The following is an 18,342-nucleotide window of genomic DNA, read 5'->3' as shown; positions in this document are numbered from 1 at the left end:
CATGCGCTGAGCGGCGCTTCTTATATCTGCGTCTCTTACATGCGGCTTGTCACTGTCGTCCTGATTGCCTTGCTGGCGCTCATTCAGTACCCCCTATGGTGGGGACACGGCGGCTGGCTGCGGGTGCACGAACTGCGCCAGCAGCTCGGCGACCAGCTGCAGAAGAACGCGGACGAGAAGCTGCGCAACGAGCGGATCGCCGGTGAGGTGCAGGATCTGCAGAGCGGCACCGCGGCCATCGAGGAGCGTGCGCGCTACGAGATGGGGATGGTGAAGGACGGCGAGGTGTTCGTGCAGTTCGTGTCGCCGAACGCGCCGGCCTTGCCGCTCAACAACACGCCGTCGAGCACGTCGACGCGCGGCGCGGTGTCCTCGGCGCCGGTGCGCGTCGTACCGAATCCGCAGTCGATCGCGCGGCCGTCACGACATCACGGTGGCGAGAAGAAGGGCGCTCATCACTGAGCGCTGCGGGCATCCGAATCATTGAAAAAGCGCGGGAAATACCGCGCTTTTTTATTTCCCGACAGTTTTCAATCGAAGCCGCCGCCGCGCTCGGGTGTCACCACCACCAGCCCGGATAGCCGTAGGTCACGCCGGTGCCCCACCGGTTTCCCCAGCCGCCGCTCGAATAGCCGCCGTAGAAGTTCACCGGCGGCGGCGTGTAATTCGCCCACGCACGCGCCGCGGCTTCGGCCGCCATCGCTTCGTGCTGTTCGCGCATCGCCTGCCGATCGATCTCGTCGTAGCGCTTGCGCTCGGCGCTCGACAAGGTCGGCGGCTGGCCGCCGGCTGCGCCCGGTTCGGGCAGACGGCTCAGGATCGTCGACGAAGGCGGCTGCACCGCGCAGCCGGCGAGTGCCAGCGTGCCGGCGGCGATGCCGGTCAGAAGGAGCGTGCGGAAGGTTTGATGCATGGGTTTCTCCAGCGGCGCGCCGGACGCGGGCAAGGCCCGCGGCAAGCGGCTTGTGACTGAGGCCGGGCCGGTGATGCGTCGGCGCCGGCCCCGTGTTGCGAGTGCCTCCATTATGCGCCCGCGCCGACGTCGCACTCGCGAGTCGGGACGCGAGGCTGCAGGCTCAGTGGCGCTGTTCGGTCGCGGGCGTGATGCCCGTCCCGAGTTCCGGCGCGGCGAACAGCTGCGCGACGTCGACCGGATCGAATTCGTAGCGCTGGTTGCAGAACTCGCAGTGGATTTCGACGTGGCCGCGCTCGACGATCACGCTGTCGACTTCGTCGCGGCCCAGCATGCGCAGCATCGCACCGACCTTTTCGCGCGAACACGTGCACTGGAAGCGCGTGCCGGCCGGCTCGAAGTGCTGCACGTTCTCCTGCCAGAAGAGGCGCCGGAACACGACCTCCGGCTCGACTTCGAGCAGCTCCTTCGCCGACATCGTGCCGCCGAGCGTACAGACGCGCTCCCACGTGTCGGCGTCGGTCTCGGCATTGCGCGGCACGATGCCGCCGTCGCCCGGCAGCTTCTGCAGCAGCATGCCGACCGCGCGGTCGCGATCGGCCGCGAGCCACAGGCGCGTGTCGAGCTGCTCCGAATGGTGCATGTAGTGCTCGAGCACCTGCGACACCGATTCGAGCGGGCCGTCGACGCCGTTCAGCGGCACGATGCCCTGGTACGGCTGCTGGCCCGGCAGCTTGTCGGCCGGGTCGAGCGTGATCACGCAACGGCCATGGCCGCTCGCGTTGACGAGCGACGCGAACGCCAGGTCGTCGCCGATCGTACTGGCTTCGCCGGCGAACTTGGCCGTGGCGCGCATCGACAGGTCCGAGCTGCACTGGACGACCAGCATCTGGACCGGCCCGTCGCCGAAGATCTGCATGATCAGGGTGCCGTGAAATTTCAGGTTCGCGGACAGCAGCGCACACGCGGCCATCATCTCGCCGAGCACCGTGCGCACCGGGGCGGGGTAGTCACGGCGGGTCAGCACCTCCTGCCAGGTGTTGCGCAGCGACACGATCTCGCCGCGCACGGGTGCCGAATTGAACATGAATTTCTGTAACTGGTCGCTCACTCTGGTTCCTTGAAATCCGCGCGGATCAGCCGATCCGCACGAGTTGCTCCTTGAAATGCGCACGGCGCTCGACGTACGTCTTCGCATTGGCGCGCAACCGCGCGATGTCGTCTGCCGACAGCTCGCGCACGACTTTCGCCGGTGCGCCGAGAATCAGCGAGTTGTCCGGGAACGTCTTGCCTTCCGTCACGACCGCGCCGGCACCGACCAGACAGTTGCGGCCGATCACCGCACCATTCAAGACCACCGCCTGAATCCCGATCAGCGAACCTTCGCCGACCGTGCAGCCGTGCAGCATCGCCTGATGTCCGATCGTCACGTTCTCGGCGATCGTCAGCGGGAAACCGGGGTCCGTATGCAGGACCGCACCTTCCTGGACATTGCTGCCGGCGCCGACGGTGATCGTCTCGTTGTCGCCGCGAATCGTCGCGCCGAACCACACGCTCGCGTTCTGCTCGAGCACGACCTTGCCGATGATGGCCGCCGTATCGGCGACGAACACGCTTTCGTGGATCGTCGGGGCCGTATCGCCCAGTTTGTAGATCGTCACGGAGTCTCCTGGTCTCTTCGATGATGGGCGCCGGTAGAATGACGCGTCTGGCGTGCCGGGCGCGACGCGATGGATGCGGCGCGGCACAAACCTCTATTGTAAACCGTCGCGTGCCGGCGCTCTCGCGCCGTGCATGGACGATTCCCGTTCGATGAGCATCGAGTCTTCCCAATCCGCCACGGCGCCGGTCTGCGTGCGCCGTGCCGCGCTCGACGCGCTGCGCGTATGCGAGCCGGTCGCGAAAGCCGCGCAAGTCGGCGAGCTGCAGCGGGCCTGGCTTGCCGGCCTGGCCGTGATCGCGCCGGCGCTCCGCTTCGACGAACCGGCCGAGCTGCCGGGCCGGCCGGCGCGCCCGCCGCTGGTCGAGCCGCGTCAGCTCGAGCGGCGCAGCATGCGTTCGCCGGCGGGGCGCGCGGTGCTGCTGCACGCGCTCGCCCACATCGAGTTCAATGCGATCAACCTCGCGCTCGACGCCGTATGGCGCTTCGCCGCGATGCCGCAGGCGTTCTACGCGGACTGGCTGAAGGTCGCCGCGGAAGAGGCCCATCATTTCACGCTGCTGTGCGGGCGGCTCGCCGAGTTCGGTCACGCATACGGCGATTTCCCTGCACACAACGGCCTGTGGGAAATGTGCGAGCGGACCCGCGACGACGTGCTCGCGCGGATGGCGCTGGTGCCGCGCACGCTCGAGGCGCGCGGGCTCGACGCGTCGCCGCCGATCCGCGCACGGCTCGTGCAGGCAGGCGACGATGCGTCCGCCGCGATCCTCGACGTGATCCTGCGCGACGAAATCGGCCACGTCGCTATCGGCAATCGCTGGTTTCGGCACCTGTGCGACGAAGCCGGCCGCGATCCGGTCAGCGCGTACCGCGAACTCGCCGTGCAGTACCACGCGCCGCGGCTGCGCGGCCCGTTCAATTTCGAGGCGCGCCGCACGGCGGGCTTCGAGCAGGCGGAACTCGACGAACTGGCCGCACACGACGCGGCAAGCGGCAGCGCAGCGGGTTAGCCGGGCCGCGCGGTCGATGGGGGCGGCGAACGCTGCGAAAAATCGCCGTGATGTCCGTGAGGCCAGCACGCGTCGTCACGACACGCGGCGCGTTCCGTCCCGCGCGGCGGTGGCCGGCGCCGGGCGATACCGGGCGCGCCTCTCAGCCCATGCGGTCGCACCGCTAGAGCGCCGCCTCGACGGCGCCCCGGACAGCGGCACGCCGGAAAACAGGCGCCGTCGCTATAATCGAACGATCATTCTTTTTTGGCGGTTGCAATGGGTATGTCGAGTTCTGTTTCCGATTTCATCACGGTGCGCGGCGTCAAGCTGCATGTGCGGCGCTGGGGCCGGCCCGATGCGCCGACGCTGTTCATGCTGCACGGCTGGATGGACGTCGCGGCGTCGTTCCAGTTCGTCGTCGAGGCGCTGGCGGGCGACTGGCAGGTGATCGCGCCCGATGCGCGCGGCTTCGGCCTGTCCGACTGGCCGGTCGCACGGCAGGGCGGCGGGCACTACTGGTACCACGACTACCTGGGCGACCTCGATGCGCTCGTCGATCACTACGCGCCGACCGGCGAAGTGAATCTGGTCGGGCACAGCATGGGCGCGAACGTCGTCTGCATGTATGCGGGCGTGCGGCCCGAGCGCGTCCGGCGCGTGGTCGACCTCGAAGGCTTCGGGCTCGCGCCGGCGCGCGCCGAACAGGCGCCGCGCCGCCTGCGCAACTGGCTCGACGAGCTGCGCGAGCCGCCGGTCCTGCGTCCTTACGCGTCGCTCGACGACGTGGCGGCCCGGCTGATCAAGACGAATCCGCGCCTCGATCCGCGTCGCGCCGCGTTTCTTGCCGCGCACTGGTCGAAGCGCGGCGACGATGGCCAGTACCACCTGCTGGCCGATCCCGCGCACAAGATGGTCGGTCCGCAACTGTACCGGCTCGACGAGGTAATGGCGATCTGGAAGCAGGTGCGCGCGAAGGTGCTGCACGTCGAGGCCGTCAATTCGCCGACGCTCGCGTATCTCGCCGGCGACATTCCGCTGCCGGAGTTCAAGGCGCGCTTCGCCGCATTCGCCGACTGGCGCGAGAAGCTCGTCGAGGATGCCGGCCACATGGTCCATCACGACCAGCCGGCGCAGATCGCGGCGCTGATCGAGGCGTTCTGCGCGTGAGCCGGCGGCGTCGGCGGCAGGGCAGGCGGCCAGCGCAATTGCCGCATTGCAGTAGAATGAAGTTTCACCTGCCATACCGACAATGAACGCTGATCTCCACTGCCATTCGAATGTTTCCGACGGGTTGCTGTCGCCTGCCGACGTCGCGCGCCGCGCCCATGCGGGCGGCGTGACCCTGTGGGCGCTGACCGACCACGACGAGCTCGGCGGTCAGGCGGCGGCGCGTCGCGAAGCGGAAGCGCTGGGCATGCGTTACCTGAGCGGCGTCGAGATTTCGGTCACGTGGGCGTCGCGCACGGTGCACATCGTCGGGCTGAACATCGATCCGTCGAACCAGGCGCTCATCGACGGCCTCTATCAAACCCGCCACGGCCGCGCGGCGCGCGCGCGGGCGATCGGCGCGCAGCTCGAGACGCTCGGCATCCCGGGCGCCTACGAAGGCGCGCTGAAGTACGTATCGAACCCCGATCTGATCTCGCGCACCCATTTCGCGCGCTTCCTGGTCGAGAACGGCCACGCCGAATCGCTGACGGACGTGTTCGACCGCCTGCTCGGCGACGGCAAGCCGGGCTTCGTCGCGCATCGCTGGGCCACGCTGTCCGACGCGGTCGCGTGGATTCGCGCGGCCGGCGGCGAGGCCGTGATCGCGCATCCGGGGCGCTACCGCTACACGCCGGTCGAGTTCGACGCCTTCTTCGCGGAATTCATCGATCTCGGCGGCCGCGCGATCGAAGTCATTACGGGCAGCCACACGCCCGATCAATATCGCGAATACGCGGACGTCGCGCGCCGCTTCGGCTTCGAGGCGTCGAGCGGGTCGGATTTCCACGCACCGGGCGAAGGTCGCGTCGAGCTCGGCAGCCTGCCGCCGTTGCCGTCCGACCTGAAACCGGTCTGGGAGCGCTGGCTCTGACGCGGCGCGGCCGCGCGCCGCGCGCCGTTCGCGCGGCCGCCCGGGCGCGCTCCGACTCCTTCCTCTTTACGTGCCTTCATGTCCCAGTTCTTCAGGATTCATCCCGATAATCCGCAGCCGCGCCTCGTCAAGCAGGCCGCCGACATCGTCAGCAAGGGCGGCGTGATCGCGATGCCGACCGATTCGAGCTACGCGCTCGCGTGCCACCTCGACGACAAGGACGCGGTCGAGCGCGTGCGCCGGATTCGCGGCCTCGACGAGAAGCAGCATCTGTCGCTGCTCGTGCGCGACCTGTCGGAGCTGGCCAATTTCGCGATGGTCGACAACCGCCAGTACCGGCTGATCAAGTCGGTGACGCCGGGCCCTTACGTGTTCATCCTGCAGGCGACGAAGGAGGTGCCGCGCCGGCTGTCGCACCCGTCGCGCAAGACGATCGGGCTGCGCGTGCCGGATCACGCGATCACGCTCGCGCTGCTCGAATCGCTCGGCCAGCCGCTGCTCGGCACGACGCTGATCCTGCCGCCCGACGACGAGCCGCTCAACGATCCGGAGGACATCCGCGCGCGGCTCGAGAAGCAGGTCGATCTGGTGATCGACGGCGGCGCGTGCCCGCGCGAACCGTCGACCGTGATCGACCTGACGGGCGACGCGCCGCAGCTCGTGCGCGCCGGGCGCGGCGCGCTCGAACCGTTCGGGTTGTCGGCCGCGTAAGCGCCATTCATTTTTGCGCGAGCGCGCTTGTTACAATAACGCGATATGGATGCTTCCCTGATACAGACCATCGCCGTCTACGCGCTGCCCGTGATCTTCGCGATCACGCTGCACGAGGCCGCGCACGGCTATGCCGCGCGGCTGCTCGGCGACAACACCGCGTACGTGATGGGGCGCGTGTCGTTCAATCCGATGCGGCACATCGATCCGCTCGGCACGATCGCGATCCCGCTCGCGATGTACGTGCTGACCGGCGGCGCGTTCCTGTTCGGCTATGCGAAGCCGGTGCCGGTATCGTTCGGCAATCTGCGCAATCCGCGCTGGGGCAGCCTGTGGGTGTCGCTCGCGGGGCCGGCCTGCAATTTCGTGCAGGCGCTGCTGTGGGGCATGCTGACCGTCGTGCTGGCCGCCGCCGGCATCGACGAGCCGTTCTTCACGCGGATGACCTATGCGGGCGTCAGCGCGAACCTGGTGCTCGGCGTGCTGAACCTCTTTCCGCTGCCGCCGCTCGACGGCGGCCGCATCCTGGCGGCGCTGCTGCCGCCGAAGCAGTCGATCGCGCTGTCGCGCATCGAGCCGTACGGTTTCATCATCGTGCTGCTGCTGGTCATGACCGGCGTGCTGACGAACTTCTGGCTGCGTCCGCTCGTGAATGCCGCAGCCGGCGTGCTGAGCGCCATCCTGTCCCCCTTCGCCTCGCTTTTCTAACGACAACCATGTTCCCAGATCGTATTTTCTCCGGCATGCGACCCACCGGGTCGCTGCACCTCGGCCACTACCACGGCGTGCTGAAAAACTGGGTGAAGCTGCAGTCCGAGTACCCGTGCTTCTTCTGCGTGGTCGACTGGCATGCGCTGACGACGCACTACGAAACGCCCGAGGTCATCGAGAAGAACGTGTGGGACGTGCTGATCGACTGGCTCGCGTCCGGCATCGATCCGACCCAGGCGACGCTGTTCATCCAGAGCAAGGTCCCCGAGCATGCCGAGCTCGCGCTGCTGCTCGGCATGAGCACGCCGCTCGGCTGGCTCGAACGCGTGCCGACCTACAAGGAGCAGATGGAGAAGCTGAAGGACAAGGATCTGTCGACCTACGGCTTCCTCGGTTACCCGGTGCTGATGGCGGCCGACATCCTGCTGTATCGCGGCTCGCTGGTGCCGGTCGGCGAAGACCAGGTGCCGCACGTCGAGATGACGCGCGAGATCGCACGCCGCTTCAACTACCTGTACGGCCGCGAGCCGGGCTTCGAGGAGAAGGCGCTCGAGGCGGCGAAGAAGCTGGGCGGCAAGCGTGCGAAGCTCTATCACGAGCTGCGCAACGCATACCAGCAGGAAGGCGACGACGAGGCGCTCGAGCAGGCGCGCGCGATGTTGCAGGAATCGCAGAGCCTGTCGATGAGCGACCGCGAGCGGCTGTTCGGCTATCTCGAAGGCGCGCGCAAGATCATCCTCGTCGAGCCGCAGGCGCTGCTGACCGAAGCGTCGCGGATGCCGGGCCTCGACGGCCAGAAGATGTCGAAGTCGTACGGCAACACGATCGGCCTGCGCGAGGATGCGGAGACCATCACCAAGAAGGTCCGCACGATGCCGACCGATCCGGCGCGCGTGCGCCGCACCGATCCGGGCGATCCCGACAAGTGCCCGGTGTGGCAATTGCATCAGGTCTATACCGACGCCACCACGCACGAGTGGGTGCAGAACGGCTGCCGTTCGGCCGGCATCGGCTGTCTCGACTGCAAGCAGCCGGTCGTCGAAGGCATCCTGCGCGAACAGCAGCCGATGCTCGAGCGTGCGCAGAAGTACATGGACGATCCGTCGCTGCTGCGCGCAATCGTCGCGGACGGTTGCGACAAGGCGCGCAAGCACGCGGTCGAGACGATGCGCGACGTGCGCGAGGCAATGGGCCTGTCGTACACCTGAGTCGAGCGCATGCGCGAACCCATCATCGCGGCCGCCGGCTGCCACGTCGCCGCGACCGAGCCGTCAGGCTGGGTCGCGCGCTGGTCGCATCTGGCGCCGGCGGGCGGCGCGGTGCTCGACGTCGCCGCGGGCGGCGGCCGCCACGCGCGCTGGTTCGCGTCGCGCGGGCACGCCGTCGTCGCGCTCGATCGCGATGCTGCCGCGCTCGCGGCGCTGCGCACGATTCCCGGCGTGGACGTGCGCGAAGCCGATCTCGAAGGCGCGCCGTGGCCGTTGCCGGCCGGCGCGTCGTTTGCCGCGGTGGTCGTCACCCATTACCTGCATCGGCCGCTCTGGCCCCATCTGGTCGATGCGGTGGCGCCGGGCGGCGTGCTGATCTACGAAACCTTCGCGCAAGGAAACGAAACGGTCGGCAAGCCGTCCAATCCGGCATTCCTGCTCGCGCCGGGCGAGTTGCTGGACGCCGTGCGCGGGCATCTGCGGGTGGTCGCGTACGAGGACGGATTCGTCGCCGGGCCGCGCGCCGCGTTCGTTCAGCGCATCTGCGCGGTGCGCGAGTGCGCACCCGCGACGGCAGGGGCGGGAATTCCACGTTACGAACTGCGCGGCTAATCCGCTACAATCTCAACGTTTACCGGTACATCAATCAATCGCGTTTCATGGCTAACGGCACCCAAGACGGCATTCAAATCCGCGGCAGCATCCCCGCGATCGTCACCCCGATGCTCGAAGACGGCAGTCTCGATCTGCCGGCGTTCCGCAAACTGATCGACTGGCACATCGAGGAAGGCACCGATGCGCTGGTCGTGGTCGGCACGAGCGGCGAGTCGGCAACGCTCAACGTCGAAGAACACGTGCTGATGATCCGCACGGCGGTCGAGCATGCGGCCAAACGCATCCCGATCATCGCGGGCGCGGGCGGCAATTCGACCGCGGAGGCGATCGAGCTGACCAAGCAGGCGAAGGCGGTCGGCGCCGACGCGACGCTGCAGGTCGTGCCGTACTACAACAAGCCGACGCAGGAAGGGATGTACCGGCACTTCAAGGCGATCGCCGAAGCGGTCGACCTGCCGGTGATCCTGTACAACGTGCCGGGCCGCACGGTCGCGGATATGGCGCACGAGACGACGCTGCGCCTCGCGCAGGTGCCCGGCATCATCGGCATCAAGGAAGCGACGGGCAACATCGACCGTGCCGCCCACCTGATCAAGGCCGCGCCGAAGGATTTCGCGATCTACAGCGGCGACGACCCGACCGCGATCGCGCTGATGCTGCTCGGCGGCCACGGCAACATCTCGGTGACGGCGAACGTCGCGCCGCGTGCGATGAGCGACCTGTGCCGCGCGGCGCTGGCCGGCGACGTGGCGACGGCGCGCACGCTGCACATGAAGCTGCTGTCGCTGCACAAGAACCTGTTCATCGAAGCGAACCCGATTCCGGTGAAATGGGCGCTGCAGGCGATGGGCAAGATGCAGGGCGGCATCCGCCTGCCGCTCACGCCGCTCGACGAGCGCTGCCACGACGCCGTGCGTTCGGCCCTCGTCGAGGCCGGCGTCCTCGCCTGATGCGCGGGCGGCCGCGTCCTGCGGCCGCCGGCTCGACCCCTCATCAACCCGCACCGGCCGGCTCCGTCCGGCGCCGCTCCTGACGAGCGTTCTAGCAAGACGAAGGATTTCATGAAACGTTTCGCCTTTTCCTCACGCGCCATCCAGGTCTCGGTGATGACGCTGGCGCTGGGTGCGCTCGCCGGCTGCGATACGCTGAACGATTATCTGGCTCCCGACCGGGTCAACTACAAGAACACGGGCTCGGCGCCGCCGCTCGCGGTACCGAGCGACCTGAAGCCGGTGCCGACCACGCAGCAGTTCGTCGCGCCGCCGAGCAATGCGGGCCTCGGCACGCTGCCGCCGCGGGCGCAGACGGCTGCCGGCAATGCGACCGATGGCGTCCCGAGCGCGCAGGACCCGCTCGGCATGCACATCGAGCGCGACGGCGATCGCCGCTGGCTCGTCGTCGACGGCCGCACGCCCGAGCAGCTGTGGCCGATCCTGAAGGAGTTCTGGCAGGAGAACGGGTTCTCGCTGAAGACCGATGCGCCGTCGACGGGCATCATGGCCACCGATTGGGCCGAGAATCGCGCCAACATCCCGGACGACTGGTTCCGCCGCACGATCGGCAAGGTCATCGACTTCGCATATTCGTCGGGCACGCGCGATCGCTTCCGCACGCTCGTGAACCGCACGCCGGACGGCAACACCGACATCTCGATCACGCACAGCGCGATGGAAGAAATGATGGTCGGCCCGCAGGGCGGCACGTCGTCGCGCTGGGAAGAGCGGCCGCGCAATCCGGTGCTCGAGGCCGTGTTCCTGTCGAAGCTGATGCAGAAGTTCGGCCTCACCGACGCGCAGGCGAAGCAGCTGCTCGCCGACGCGCATCCGGCCACCGCGCCGGCTCAGGTCCGCGACACGAGCGGCGGCGCCGCGACGCTGCAACTCGCCGAATCGTTCGATCGCGCATGGCTGCGCGTGGGTCTGGCACTCGACCGGACCAACTTCGCCGTCGACAACCGCGACCGCGAGAAGGGCCTGTACACGGTTCGTTACGCGAACACGATGGAAGAGCTGAAGCGCGACGGCCTGTTCGGCAAGCTGTTCTACGGCGGCCCGTCGGCAGCCAAGCCCGGCAAGGAATATCTGGTCAACGTGCGTGCGCAGGGCAACGGCGGCACGCAGGTCGCGGTGGTCGACGCGAACGGCCAGATCGACAATTCGTCGGACGCGCAGCGGATCATTTCGCTGTTGCACGCGCAACTGAACTAAGCGCGTGCGCTTCGCGAGCCTTGGTAGCGGCAGCGAAGGCAACGCGCTGGTCGTCGAAGTCGCGAGCGGCACGACGACCACGCGCGTGCTGCTCGACTGCGGTTTTTCTGCGAAGGAGGTCGAGCGCCGCCTCGGCCGCCTGAATCTCGGCGTCGACGATCTCGATGCGATTCTGATCACCCACGAGCACAGCGACCACGTCGGCAGCGCGTTGACGCTGGCGCGGCGCGCTTCGCTGCCGCTCTACATGAGCTGGGGCACGGCGCGCGCGGTGGGCGCGGACGAGGCCGATGTCGATCTGCACGTGCTGTGGGGCGACGAGACGGCCGCCATCCGCGATCTGGCCGTGATCCCTTATACGGTGCCGCACGACGCGCGCGAGCCGCTCCAGTTCGTCTTTATGGACGGTAGCCGCCGGCTCGGCGTGCTGACCGACGTCGGGATGGCCACGCCGCACATCACGACCGTGCTGAGCGGCTGCGACGCGCTGGTGCTCGAATCGAACCACGATACGGCGATGCTCGCCGGAAGCCGCTATCCGCAGTCGCTGAAGGCGCGGATCGGCGGCAGTCACGGCCATCTGAGCAACGATGCGGCGGCCGGCATTCTCGCCTCGCTCGAACGTAGCCGGCTGCGGCATCTGGTGGCCGCGCATCTGAGCCAGCAGAACAACCGTCCCGAACTGGCCCGCCAGGCGTTTGCGGGCGTGCTGGGCACCGATGGCGACGAGGTGGTCGTGGCGACGCAGGACGCGGGTTTCGACTGGCTGGCGCTCGACTGAGCGAGCGGGGGATAGCGCAAGGCGGCGGAGCGGGAGAGCAGAAGCGGCGCGCGTCAGCGCCCGGGCCGAATGGCCTTCGATGCGGTGCGCGATGCGCGCAAACCGCAGGCATAAAAAAACCGGCCCATCGGGCCGGTTTTTTTTCAGCTGACGCTGAGGCTTACTGGCTTGCGCCCGAAGCCGGAGCTGCCGAAGCAGCCGATGCCGGCGCAGCAGCAGCTGCGTCGCTTGCAGCAGCCGAAGCCGACGAAGCTGCAGCCGAAGCGTCGCTCGCAGCACCAGCAACTGCCGAAGCAGCCGACGAAGCAGCAGCAGCGGCGTCGCTAGCAGCCGACGAAGCAGCTTGATCAGCGCTCTTGTTGCAAGCAGCCAGTGCAACAGCAGCCAACAGGGAAGCTACGAGGAGGGATTTCTTCATGATCACGTCCTTTTATGGTTAAAGGTAAGCAACAGCGCGAAACAATACCGGTAATGTGCTCCAACACCGACCTGGGCCGCTGGTGGAGACGCACTTCTAGAGCGTGAATCTTCCCTACGGCTTGGGCGGAAATTATATGCACTTTCCTATCGACCGTCGACAAATGCGGGGTCAATACGTTGTCTTTCCCATACAAAATTTGATCTGCATGGGCATACGGGGTAGTCCACTAAATCCGGCTTCCGACCCGTATCCAGCCCGCACAATACCACTCGTGCAGTAAGGCTGTCATTGAGGGAACCCGGGATAGTGTTACAAACCGTTTCGCCTCCATGTGGCGCAGATTGGCCAGTTCGGGCAGCCATTCGCCGGCTTGCTCGAGCGGTTCCTCTTCGCCATTAATGAAGTACGAGCGCGCGTTATACATCAATGTGGCCCTTCTGTCGAGAGATACGCCGCGACGGGCAGCCTGCTTGACGAATGCGGCCTCCGACAGCGCGCGTGCCGGCGGCTCGAATACCACGTTGGATTTGGGCTCGCTCAGATAGCAGCCGAGGAATTCGGCGACGTCGCGCTTGCGCCAGCGAATCGCGTTGACGATCTCGGCGACGCGTTCGACCATCGCGGGCGGCAGCTCGGCCGGCGTGTCCACGGCCGGTTGCTTCGGGTCGCGGTACAGTTCGTCGCCGCGCGCGTCGCGCAGGCCGCCGCGTTCGGCGAGGTAGTACAGGAATTGTGCGCCGAGTTCGCCGGCCGACGGTGCCCGGAATCCGATCGAGCAGGTCATGCATTCGCCTTCGGCCACGCCGTCGTGTGCGATGTGCGGCGGCAGGTACAGCATGTCGCCCGGCTCCAACACCCATTCGTCGCTCGGCTCGAAATGCTCGAGGATCTTCAGCGGCACGTCCGGCAGCAGCGACAGGTCCTTCTGCGCGCCGATGCGCCAGCGGCGTCGGCCTTCGACCTGCAGCAGGAACACGTCGTACGAGTCGAAGTGCGGGCCGACACCGCCGCCGTCCGTCGCGTACGAAATCATCAGGTCGTCGAGCCGCGCGTCCGGAATGAAACGGAAGCGGTCGAGCAGGGCGCGCGCTGCGTCGACGTGCAGGTCGAGCCCCTGCACGAGCAGCGACCACGCCTTGCGCGACACGGCCGGCAGCGCGCCCGGTTCGAACGGCCCGTGCGCGAGTTGCCACTTGTTACGAAAATGCGTGATCAGACGCGATTCGGCGTCATAGTCTGCAGCGAGGTCGAACAGCGCATCGCGCGTGAGCGGCGGCTTCACGCCGGGAATCGCCTGGCGGATCAGCAGCGGTTTTTTCTGCCAGTAGCGGCGCATGAATTGCGCCGGCGTGAGACCGCCGAGCAGCGGTGTGGGAAGATCGGAAGGCGGCGCGCCGAATGGGGCGGCAGCGGCTTCCCGCGGTTCGGCTGGAGACCGGTTGCGCATCGTATAATGACAGTTGTAATTGGGAGAATTGGATGAAAATCGCAAAAAACACCGTCGTGTCGGTCGCTTACAAGCTGTCGGATGCGCAAGGCAATCTGATCGAGGAAAGCGACGAGCCGATGGTCTATCTGCACGGCGGCTATGATGGCACGTTCCCCAAGATCGAGGAACAGCTCGACGGCCAGGAGCCCGGCTACCAGGCGCAGGTTCAGCTCGAGCCGCAGGACGCGTTCGGCGACTACGATCCCGAACTCGTGAAGGTCGAGCCGCGCGATCGTTTTCCCGAACCGCTCGAAATCGGCATGCAGTTTGAAGGCACGCCGGAGGACGCCGACGAGGAAGTGGATTCGCTAATCTACACGGTCACCGACATCGCCGAAGACAAGGTCGTGCTCGACGGCAATCATCCGCTCGCCGGCATGGCGCTGCGCTTCGCACTCACCGTCAAGGACGTTCGCGAAGCGACCGAGGACGAGATCGAGCATGAGCACGCGCATGGCGCGGAAGGCCTCGAGATCGTCGACGAAGACGAGGACGAAGAGGAAGACGGCGACACGCCGTCAGGGCGCACCCTGCACTGAGCTGGCAGGCTGGCCGGACGCCGGCCCTGAAGCAGGGGGCGGCGCCGGCCACGACGCGCCGGCCGGCGTCGTGCCGTCGCCCTGCAGCGGCGGCGCGACCGATGACGCATCGGGCAGCGCCGGCAACGCGGGGATCTCGGGCATCTGCGGCAGCGGCACGTCGTTGCGGGGTGCCGCCGGCAGGGCAGGCGGCACCGGCACGTCTTTCGGCACGTCCTGCAGGCTCACGCTGAAGACGGTCTGCCGGGCCGGCGACACATTGACCTTCACCCACTGATGCGCCGGATGGCGCGGGCCGAACGCGACGCGCGTCACGTTGCCGACCAGCGCGCCATCGTCCGCATGCAGCGGGCGATCGATCAGAAAACCGTTCGCGAGCGGCTCGCCGCTCGCGTGCATCACGAGGATCGGGCCGCGGAATGTCGCGGCCGCCTTCACCAGCGCCCGTTTCAGTTCCCGAAAGCCGTCGCGTGCGCGCGGCCGGTTGAAGCGCAGCCACGCAAAGCGTTCGGCGCGTTCGTAGCGATCGAACTGCGGGTCGCCTTCGAAGATCACCACCATCGCGCGCGCTTCGCGCCGCTTCGCGAATTCGGCTGCATGGTCGAGCCAGAAACCGTTCGCGATCACACGATCCTCGAATTCGCCGTTGCGGCCGCCGGCCGTCAGGAAATGGTTGTTTGGCCCAGGTGCGTTCAGCGCGATATAGACGACGTCATCGCGGATCCAGCGTGCATTTTCGCGATACGGCCGGAACCGTGCGACTTCGCTTTCGCGCGTGATCGGCAGCGCGCCGGGATCGGGCAGCGCGGTGTCGGCAAGCAAGGTCTGCCGCAGGAAATCCAGCCGTTCGACGGGATCGTAACCGCCGCCGGCCGCGGTGCCGCACGTGACCCAGTCGTGGTTGCCGGGAATGAACACCAGAGGCACGCGCGTCGCGCTCAGGATTGCACCGCGCTGCGCATACAGCGAATCGCGGCACGCTTCCTTCGCGCCCTTGATGTCGCCCGCATAGACTACGAACGCGACGCTGCGTTCGCGTGCGATCGCTTCGAACAGCCGTTGCGCGGCCGGTTCGTCGGCCGGCACGTCGATCACGCTCGACACGACCGCGAACGAGTAGGGCGCCGCACCGCGTTTGGGCGTGGCCGCCAACGCGCCGGCCGTGGCGAGCGTGAGCGCCGCCACAGTCAGCGCGGCGGCAAGGCCGGCGCGCCGGCCCCGTGCAACGCGTTTATGCGTGCCCGTCGGCATCGTGCGAGCGGACGAGCGTCCGCAGTTCATACAGCAAGTCGAGCGCTTCGCGCGGCTTCAGGTCGTCGGGATCGATGTCGCGCAGCCGGTCGAGCGCCGGGTGCGTGGCGTCGGACGGCGCCGGCGCGTCGGCGCATTCGACATCGTCGGCCGCCGCGGGCGGGGCGCTGAACAGGTCGAGCTGCGGCGTATGCTGGGCGGCCGACTGCTGCTCGAGATACGCGAGATGCTTGCGGGCCGCGCGGATCACCGGCGCCGGCACGCCCGCGAGCTGGGCGACCTGCAGCCCGTAGCTCTGGTTCGCCGGCCCCTCGTTGACCGCATGCAGGAACACGATGCCGTGGCCGTGCTCGACGGCCGACAGGTGGACGTTCGCCGCCTGCGGGAATTCGCTCGGCAGTTGCGTCAGCTCGAAGTAGTGCGTCGCGAACAGCGTGTAGCAGCCGTTCTGCGCCAGCAGATGACGCGCGATCGCCCATGCGAGTGCGAGGCCGTCGAACGTCGACGTGCCGCGCCCGATTTCATCCATCAGCACGAGACTTTGCGGCGTCGCGTCGTTGAGGATCGCCGCGGCTTCGGTCATCTCGACCATGAACGTCGAGCGGCCGCCCGCGAGGTCGTCGGCCGCGCCGATCCGCGTGAAGATGCGGTCGATCGGCCCGAAGCACGCCGACTTCGCCGGCACGTAGCTGCCGACGTACGCCATCAGCGCGATCAGCGCCGTCTGCCGCATGAACGTCGACTTACCGCCCATGTTCGGGCCGGTGATCAGCAGCAGCTTGCGATCGGCGCCGAACCGGCAGTCGTTCGCGATGAATTGCTCGACCTGCGCTTCGACGACCGGATGGCGGCCCTGCTCGATCTCGATGCCGATGTCGTCGGTGAAGGTGGGCGCAACCCAGTCGAGCGTGCGCGCACGTTCGGCGAAGGCCGCGAGCACGTCGAGCTCCGCGAGCGCCGACGCGACGCGCTGGCATTCGGGGATGAACGGCAGCAGCGCCTGCAGCACGCCGTCGTACAGCGCGCGCTCGCGAGCCAGCGCGCGCTCCTGCGCGGACAGCGCCTTGTCTTCGAAGGTCTTCAGCTCGGGCGTGATGTAGCGCTCGGCGTTCTTCAGCGTCTGGCGGCGGCGATAGTCGTCGGGCACCTTGTCGGTCTGGCCGCGCGTGACCTCGATGTAGAAGCCGTGCACCTTGTTGTATTCGACGCGCAGGTTCGCGATGCCCGTGCGTGCGCGCTCGCGCGCTTCGAGGTCGATCAGGAACTGACCGCAGTTCTCGGAGATGTCGCGCAGTTCGTCGAGCTCCGCATCGTAGCCGCGCGCGATCACGCCGCCGTCGCGCACCATCGCGGCCGGCTCGGGCGCGATCGCGCTCGTCAGCAGGTCGAGGCATTCGGCGGGCGGCGCGAGCGCCGCGTCGACACGGGCGAGCGCATCGGCGTTCGCGACGATCGCGCTGATGCGCTCGCGCAGTGCCGGCAGGGCGGCGAACGTGTCGCGCAGGCTAGACAGATCACGCGGCCGTGCGGACAACAGCGCGAGACGCCCGGTGATCCGTTCGACGTCGGCGATCTGGCGCAGCGCGCTGCGCAGTGCGTCGAGGTTTGCGTCGGCGGGCGCATCGAGCAGCGCGCCGATCGCTTGCTGGCGTGACTGCGCGGCGACCGATGCGCGCGGCGGGTGGTGCAGCCAGTGACGCAGCAGGCGGCTGCCCATCGTCGTGCAGCAGGTGTCGAGCAGCGAATACAGCGTTGGCGATTCGGTGCCGCGCAGCGTTTCGGTCAGCTCGAGGTTGCGGCGCGTCGCCGGATCGAGGCCGATGTATTCGGTTTCGCTTTCGACCTTCAGGCTGCGCACGTGCCGTAGCTGCTGGCCCTGCGTAGCTGCCGCATACAGCAGCAGCGCGCCGGCTGCGCCGCATGCGCTCGTCAGCGAATGGGCGCCGAAGCCGTCGAGGCCGGCAACGTCGAGCTGGTCGCACAGGCGCTGCGTGCCCGACGCGATGTCGAAGTGCCACGCCGGCACGCGCTTGACCGCGCCTGCGCCGGCCGGCACGGCGTCGGTCGCGCCGTCTGCGGTGAGAATTTCGGCCGGGCGGATGCGCTCGAGTGCCGCGCCGAGCTGGTCGGGTTCGATTTCGGCGAGCCGCAGCGCGCCGCTGGCGAGATTCAGCCACGCGAGGCCGATATTGACCGCGACGCCGCGCTTGTTGTGGCCGGTGTACATCGCCAGCAAATAGACGTCGTTCTTGTCCGACAGCAACGCCGCGTCGGTCAGCGTGCCGGGCGTGACGACGCGCACGACCTTGCGCTCGACCGGGCCCTTCGAGGTGGCCGGATCGCCGATCTGCTCGCAGATCGCGACCGATTCGCCCATCTTCACGAGCTTCGCCAGATACTGTTCGACCGCGTGGTGCGGGACGCCGGCCATCTTGATCGGGTTGCCCGCCGATGCGCCGCGCTGGGTAAGCGTCAGGTCGAGCAGACGCGCGGCTTTCTCGGCGTCTTCGAAGAACAGCTCGTAGAAGTCGCCCATCCGGTAGAAGACGAGCGTGTCCGGGTGGTCGGCCTTGATGCGCAAGTACTGCTGCATCATCGGGGTGTGGCCAGCAAAGGCCTCGGGCGACAGCGTGGTCATAGATCCGGCGTAAAGTTGTTGCTTGGGTTGCCCGAGTTTACCAGCGGCCCCGACCGACAAGCGCGAAGTTCGCCGTTCGGCCAGTTGCGCGCGTTCAGAGCGGGACGCTTCCGGTCTGTCGACATC

General features: G+C 67.6%; 20 protein-coding genes. 13 read left to right on the top strand and 7 right to left on the bottom strand.

Annotated features, from left to right (window positions below; genetic code table 11):
* The first annotated feature begins 39 nt into the window (after window positions 1–39).
* A complete protein-coding gene (ftsB, locus tag MYA_RS09185) occupies window positions 40–462 on the top strand; it encodes a cell division protein FtsB (protein ID WP_011885395.1) in 423 nt (140 codons plus the stop codon).
* A gap of 97 nt (window positions 463–559) precedes the next feature.
* Here ftsB and MYA_RS09180 read toward each other — a convergent pair whose 3' ends face one another.
* From MYA_RS09180 to MYA_RS09170, 3 genes are all read right to left on the bottom strand, one after another.
* Entirely contained in the window at window positions 560–913 is a 354-nt protein-coding gene (locus tag MYA_RS09180) for a hypothetical protein (RefSeq protein ID WP_011885394.1), read from the bottom strand.
* A gap of 163 nt (window positions 914–1,076) precedes the next feature.
* Complete coding sequence (gene hslO, locus MYA_RS09175; protein WP_014723272.1) at window positions 1,077–2,024, bottom strand: Hsp33 family molecular chaperone HslO; 948 nt, start codon at window positions 2,022–2,024, stop codon at window positions 1,077–1,079.
* 25 nt (window positions 2,025–2,049) lie between these two features.
* Entirely contained in the window at window positions 2,050–2,574 is a 525-nt protein-coding gene (locus tag MYA_RS09170) for a gamma carbonic anhydrase family protein (RefSeq protein WP_011885392.1), read from the bottom strand.
* 151 nt (window positions 2,575–2,725) lie between these two features.
* Here MYA_RS09170 and MYA_RS09165 point away from each other — a divergent pair, with 151 nt between their 5' ends.
* The 11 genes from MYA_RS09165 (at window position 2,726) to MYA_RS31920 (ending at window position 12,205) form a co-directional block, all read left to right on the top strand.
* Window positions 2,726–3,583, top strand: coding sequence for a ferritin-like domain-containing protein (locus MYA_RS09165; RefSeq protein WP_041493967.1), 858 nt, complete (start codon window positions 2,726–2,728; stop codon window positions 3,581–3,583).
* Window positions 3,584–3,841: 258 nt separating this feature from the next.
* Window positions 3,842–4,732: an alpha/beta fold hydrolase gene (locus MYA_RS09160; RefSeq protein WP_011885390.1), complete on the top strand. Its 891-nt coding sequence runs from the start codon at window positions 3,842–3,844 to the stop codon at window positions 4,730–4,732.
* Between the two features lie 82 nt (window positions 4,733–4,814).
* Window positions 4,815–5,645 carry a 3',5'-nucleoside bisphosphate phosphatase gene (locus MYA_RS09155; RefSeq protein WP_014723269.1) on the top strand — a complete coding sequence of 277 codons (831 nt, stop codon included), beginning with the start codon at window positions 4,815–4,817 and terminating at the stop codon, window positions 5,643–5,645.
* A gap of 78 nt (window positions 5,646–5,723) precedes the next feature.
* Entirely contained in the window at window positions 5,724–6,356 is a 633-nt protein-coding gene (locus tag MYA_RS09150) for an L-threonylcarbamoyladenylate synthase (protein ID WP_011885388.1), read from the top strand.
* Between the two features lie 45 nt (window positions 6,357–6,401).
* Entirely contained in the window at window positions 6,402–7,064 is a 663-nt protein-coding gene (locus MYA_RS09145) for a site-2 protease family protein (protein ID WP_011885387.1), read from the top strand.
* 8 nt (window positions 7,065–7,072) lie between these two features.
* A complete protein-coding gene (locus MYA_RS09140) occupies window positions 7,073–8,275 on the top strand; it encodes a tryptophan--tRNA ligase (RefSeq protein ID WP_011885386.1) in 1,203 nt (400 codons plus the stop codon).
* 9 nt (window positions 8,276–8,284) lie between these two features.
* A complete protein-coding gene (locus MYA_RS09135) occupies window positions 8,285–8,887 on the top strand; it encodes a class I SAM-dependent methyltransferase (protein ID WP_014723268.1) in 603 nt (200 codons plus the stop codon).
* Window positions 8,888–8,934: 47 nt separating this feature from the next.
* Window positions 8,935–9,840 carry a 4-hydroxy-tetrahydrodipicolinate synthase gene (dapA, locus tag MYA_RS09130; protein WP_041493849.1) on the top strand — a complete coding sequence of 302 codons (906 nt, stop codon included), beginning with the start codon at window positions 8,935–8,937 and terminating at the stop codon, window positions 9,838–9,840.
* 111 nt (window positions 9,841–9,951) lie between these two features.
* Entirely contained in the window at window positions 9,952–11,097 is a 1,146-nt protein-coding gene (bamC, locus tag MYA_RS09125) for an outer membrane protein assembly factor BamC (protein ID WP_011885383.1), read from the top strand.
* A gap of 4 nt (window positions 11,098–11,101) precedes the next feature.
* Window positions 11,102–11,878, top strand: a complete 777-nt coding sequence (locus MYA_RS09120; protein ID WP_011885382.1) for an MBL fold metallo-hydrolase — start codon at window positions 11,102–11,104, stop codon at window positions 11,876–11,878.
* A gap of 168 nt (window positions 11,879–12,046) precedes the next feature.
* Window positions 12,047–12,205, top strand: coding sequence for a hypothetical protein (locus MYA_RS31920; protein ID WP_014723266.1), 159 nt, complete (start codon window positions 12,047–12,049; stop codon window positions 12,203–12,205).
* Between the two features lie 20 nt (window positions 12,206–12,225).
* Here MYA_RS31920 and MYA_RS32570 read toward each other — a convergent pair whose 3' ends face one another.
* Both MYA_RS32570 and MYA_RS09115 read right to left on the bottom strand, forming a co-directional pair.
* Window positions 12,226–12,471: a hypothetical protein gene (locus MYA_RS32570; protein WP_011657350.1), complete on the bottom strand. Its 246-nt coding sequence runs from the start codon at window positions 12,469–12,471 to the stop codon at window positions 12,226–12,228.
* A gap of 54 nt (window positions 12,472–12,525) precedes the next feature.
* Window positions 12,526–13,746 (bottom strand): cupin domain-containing protein, encoded by a 1,221-nt coding sequence (locus MYA_RS09115; protein ID WP_041493848.1) that lies wholly within the window; start codon window positions 13,744–13,746, stop codon window positions 12,526–12,528.
* Between the two features lie 32 nt (window positions 13,747–13,778).
* On the opposite strand from MYA_RS09115, the gene MYA_RS09110 reads away from it, so the two are divergent.
* Entirely contained in the window at window positions 13,779–14,327 is a 549-nt protein-coding gene (locus tag MYA_RS09110; RefSeq protein ID WP_011885380.1) for an FKBP-type peptidyl-prolyl cis-trans isomerase, read from the top strand.
* On the opposite strand, the gene MYA_RS09105 is transcribed toward MYA_RS09110, so the two are convergent.
* Both MYA_RS09105 and mutS read right to left on the bottom strand, forming a co-directional pair.
* Window positions 14,307–15,578 (bottom strand): metallophosphoesterase family protein, encoded by a 1,272-nt coding sequence (locus MYA_RS09105; protein WP_011885379.1) that lies wholly within the window; start codon window positions 15,576–15,578, stop codon window positions 14,307–14,309. The genes MYA_RS09110 and MYA_RS09105 overlap by 21 nt on opposite strands.
* Window positions 15,559–18,216, bottom strand: coding sequence for a DNA mismatch repair protein MutS (gene mutS, locus MYA_RS09100; protein WP_014723263.1), 2,658 nt, complete (start codon window positions 18,214–18,216; stop codon window positions 15,559–15,561). The genes MYA_RS09105 and mutS overlap by 20 nt, the downstream gene beginning before the upstream one ends.
* Between the last annotated feature and the right edge of the window lie 126 nt (window positions 18,217–18,342).

The organism is Burkholderia sp. KJ006 (assembly GCF_000262695.1).
Taxonomy (GTDB): domain Bacteria; phylum Pseudomonadota; class Gammaproteobacteria; order Burkholderiales; family Burkholderiaceae; genus Burkholderia; species Burkholderia vietnamiensis.
Note: the sequence above shows the minus strand (reverse complement) of the source record. Positions and strands in the feature narration are given on the sequence as shown.

Bases quoted from the DNA above. Each gene is read 5' to 3' on its own strand.
- MYA_RS09135 (WP_014723268.1), top strand. From the start codon at position 8,285: ATGCGCGAACCCATCATCGCGGCCGCCGGCTGCCACGTCGCCGCGACC.
- MYA_RS09180 (WP_011885394.1), bottom strand. From the start codon at position 913: ATGCATCAAACCTTCCGCACGCTCCTTCTGACCGGCATCGCCGCCGGC.
- MYA_RS09155 (WP_014723269.1), top strand. From the start codon at position 4,815: ATGAACGCTGATCTCCACTGCCATTCGAATGTTTCCGACGGGTTGCTG.
- MYA_RS09150 (WP_011885388.1), top strand. From the start codon at position 5,724: ATGTCCCAGTTCTTCAGGATTCATCCCGATAATCCGCAGCCGCGCCTC.
- MYA_RS09165 (WP_041493967.1), top strand. From the start codon at position 2,726: ATGAGCATCGAGTCTTCCCAATCCGCCACGGCGCCGGTCTGCGTGCGC.
- MYA_RS09140 (WP_011885386.1), top strand. From the start codon at position 7,073: ATGTTCCCAGATCGTATTTTCTCCGGCATGCGACCCACCGGGTCGCTG.
- MYA_RS09105 (WP_011885379.1), bottom strand. From the start codon at position 15,578: ATGCCGACGGGCACGCATAAACGCGTTGCACGGGGCCGGCGCGCCGGC.
- ftsB (WP_011885395.1), top strand. From the start codon at position 40: ATGCGGCTTGTCACTGTCGTCCTGATTGCCTTGCTGGCGCTCATTCAG.
- mutS (WP_014723263.1), bottom strand. From the start codon at position 18,216: ATGACCACGCTGTCGCCCGAGGCCTTTGCTGGCCACACCCCGATGATG.
- MYA_RS09145 (WP_011885387.1), top strand. From the start codon at position 6,402: ATGGATGCTTCCCTGATACAGACCATCGCCGTCTACGCGCTGCCCGTG.
- MYA_RS09110 (WP_011885380.1), top strand. From the start codon at position 13,779: ATGAAAATCGCAAAAAACACCGTCGTGTCGGTCGCTTACAAGCTGTCG.
- bamC (WP_011885383.1), top strand. From the start codon at position 9,952: ATGAAACGTTTCGCCTTTTCCTCACGCGCCATCCAGGTCTCGGTGATG.
- MYA_RS09160 (WP_011885390.1), top strand. From the start codon at position 3,842: ATGGGTATGTCGAGTTCTGTTTCCGATTTCATCACGGTGCGCGGCGTC.
- dapA (WP_041493849.1), top strand. From the start codon at position 8,935: ATGGCTAACGGCACCCAAGACGGCATTCAAATCCGCGGCAGCATCCCC.
- MYA_RS09115 (WP_041493848.1), bottom strand. From the start codon at position 13,746: ATGCGCAACCGGTCTCCAGCCGAACCGCGGGAAGCCGCTGCCGCCCCA.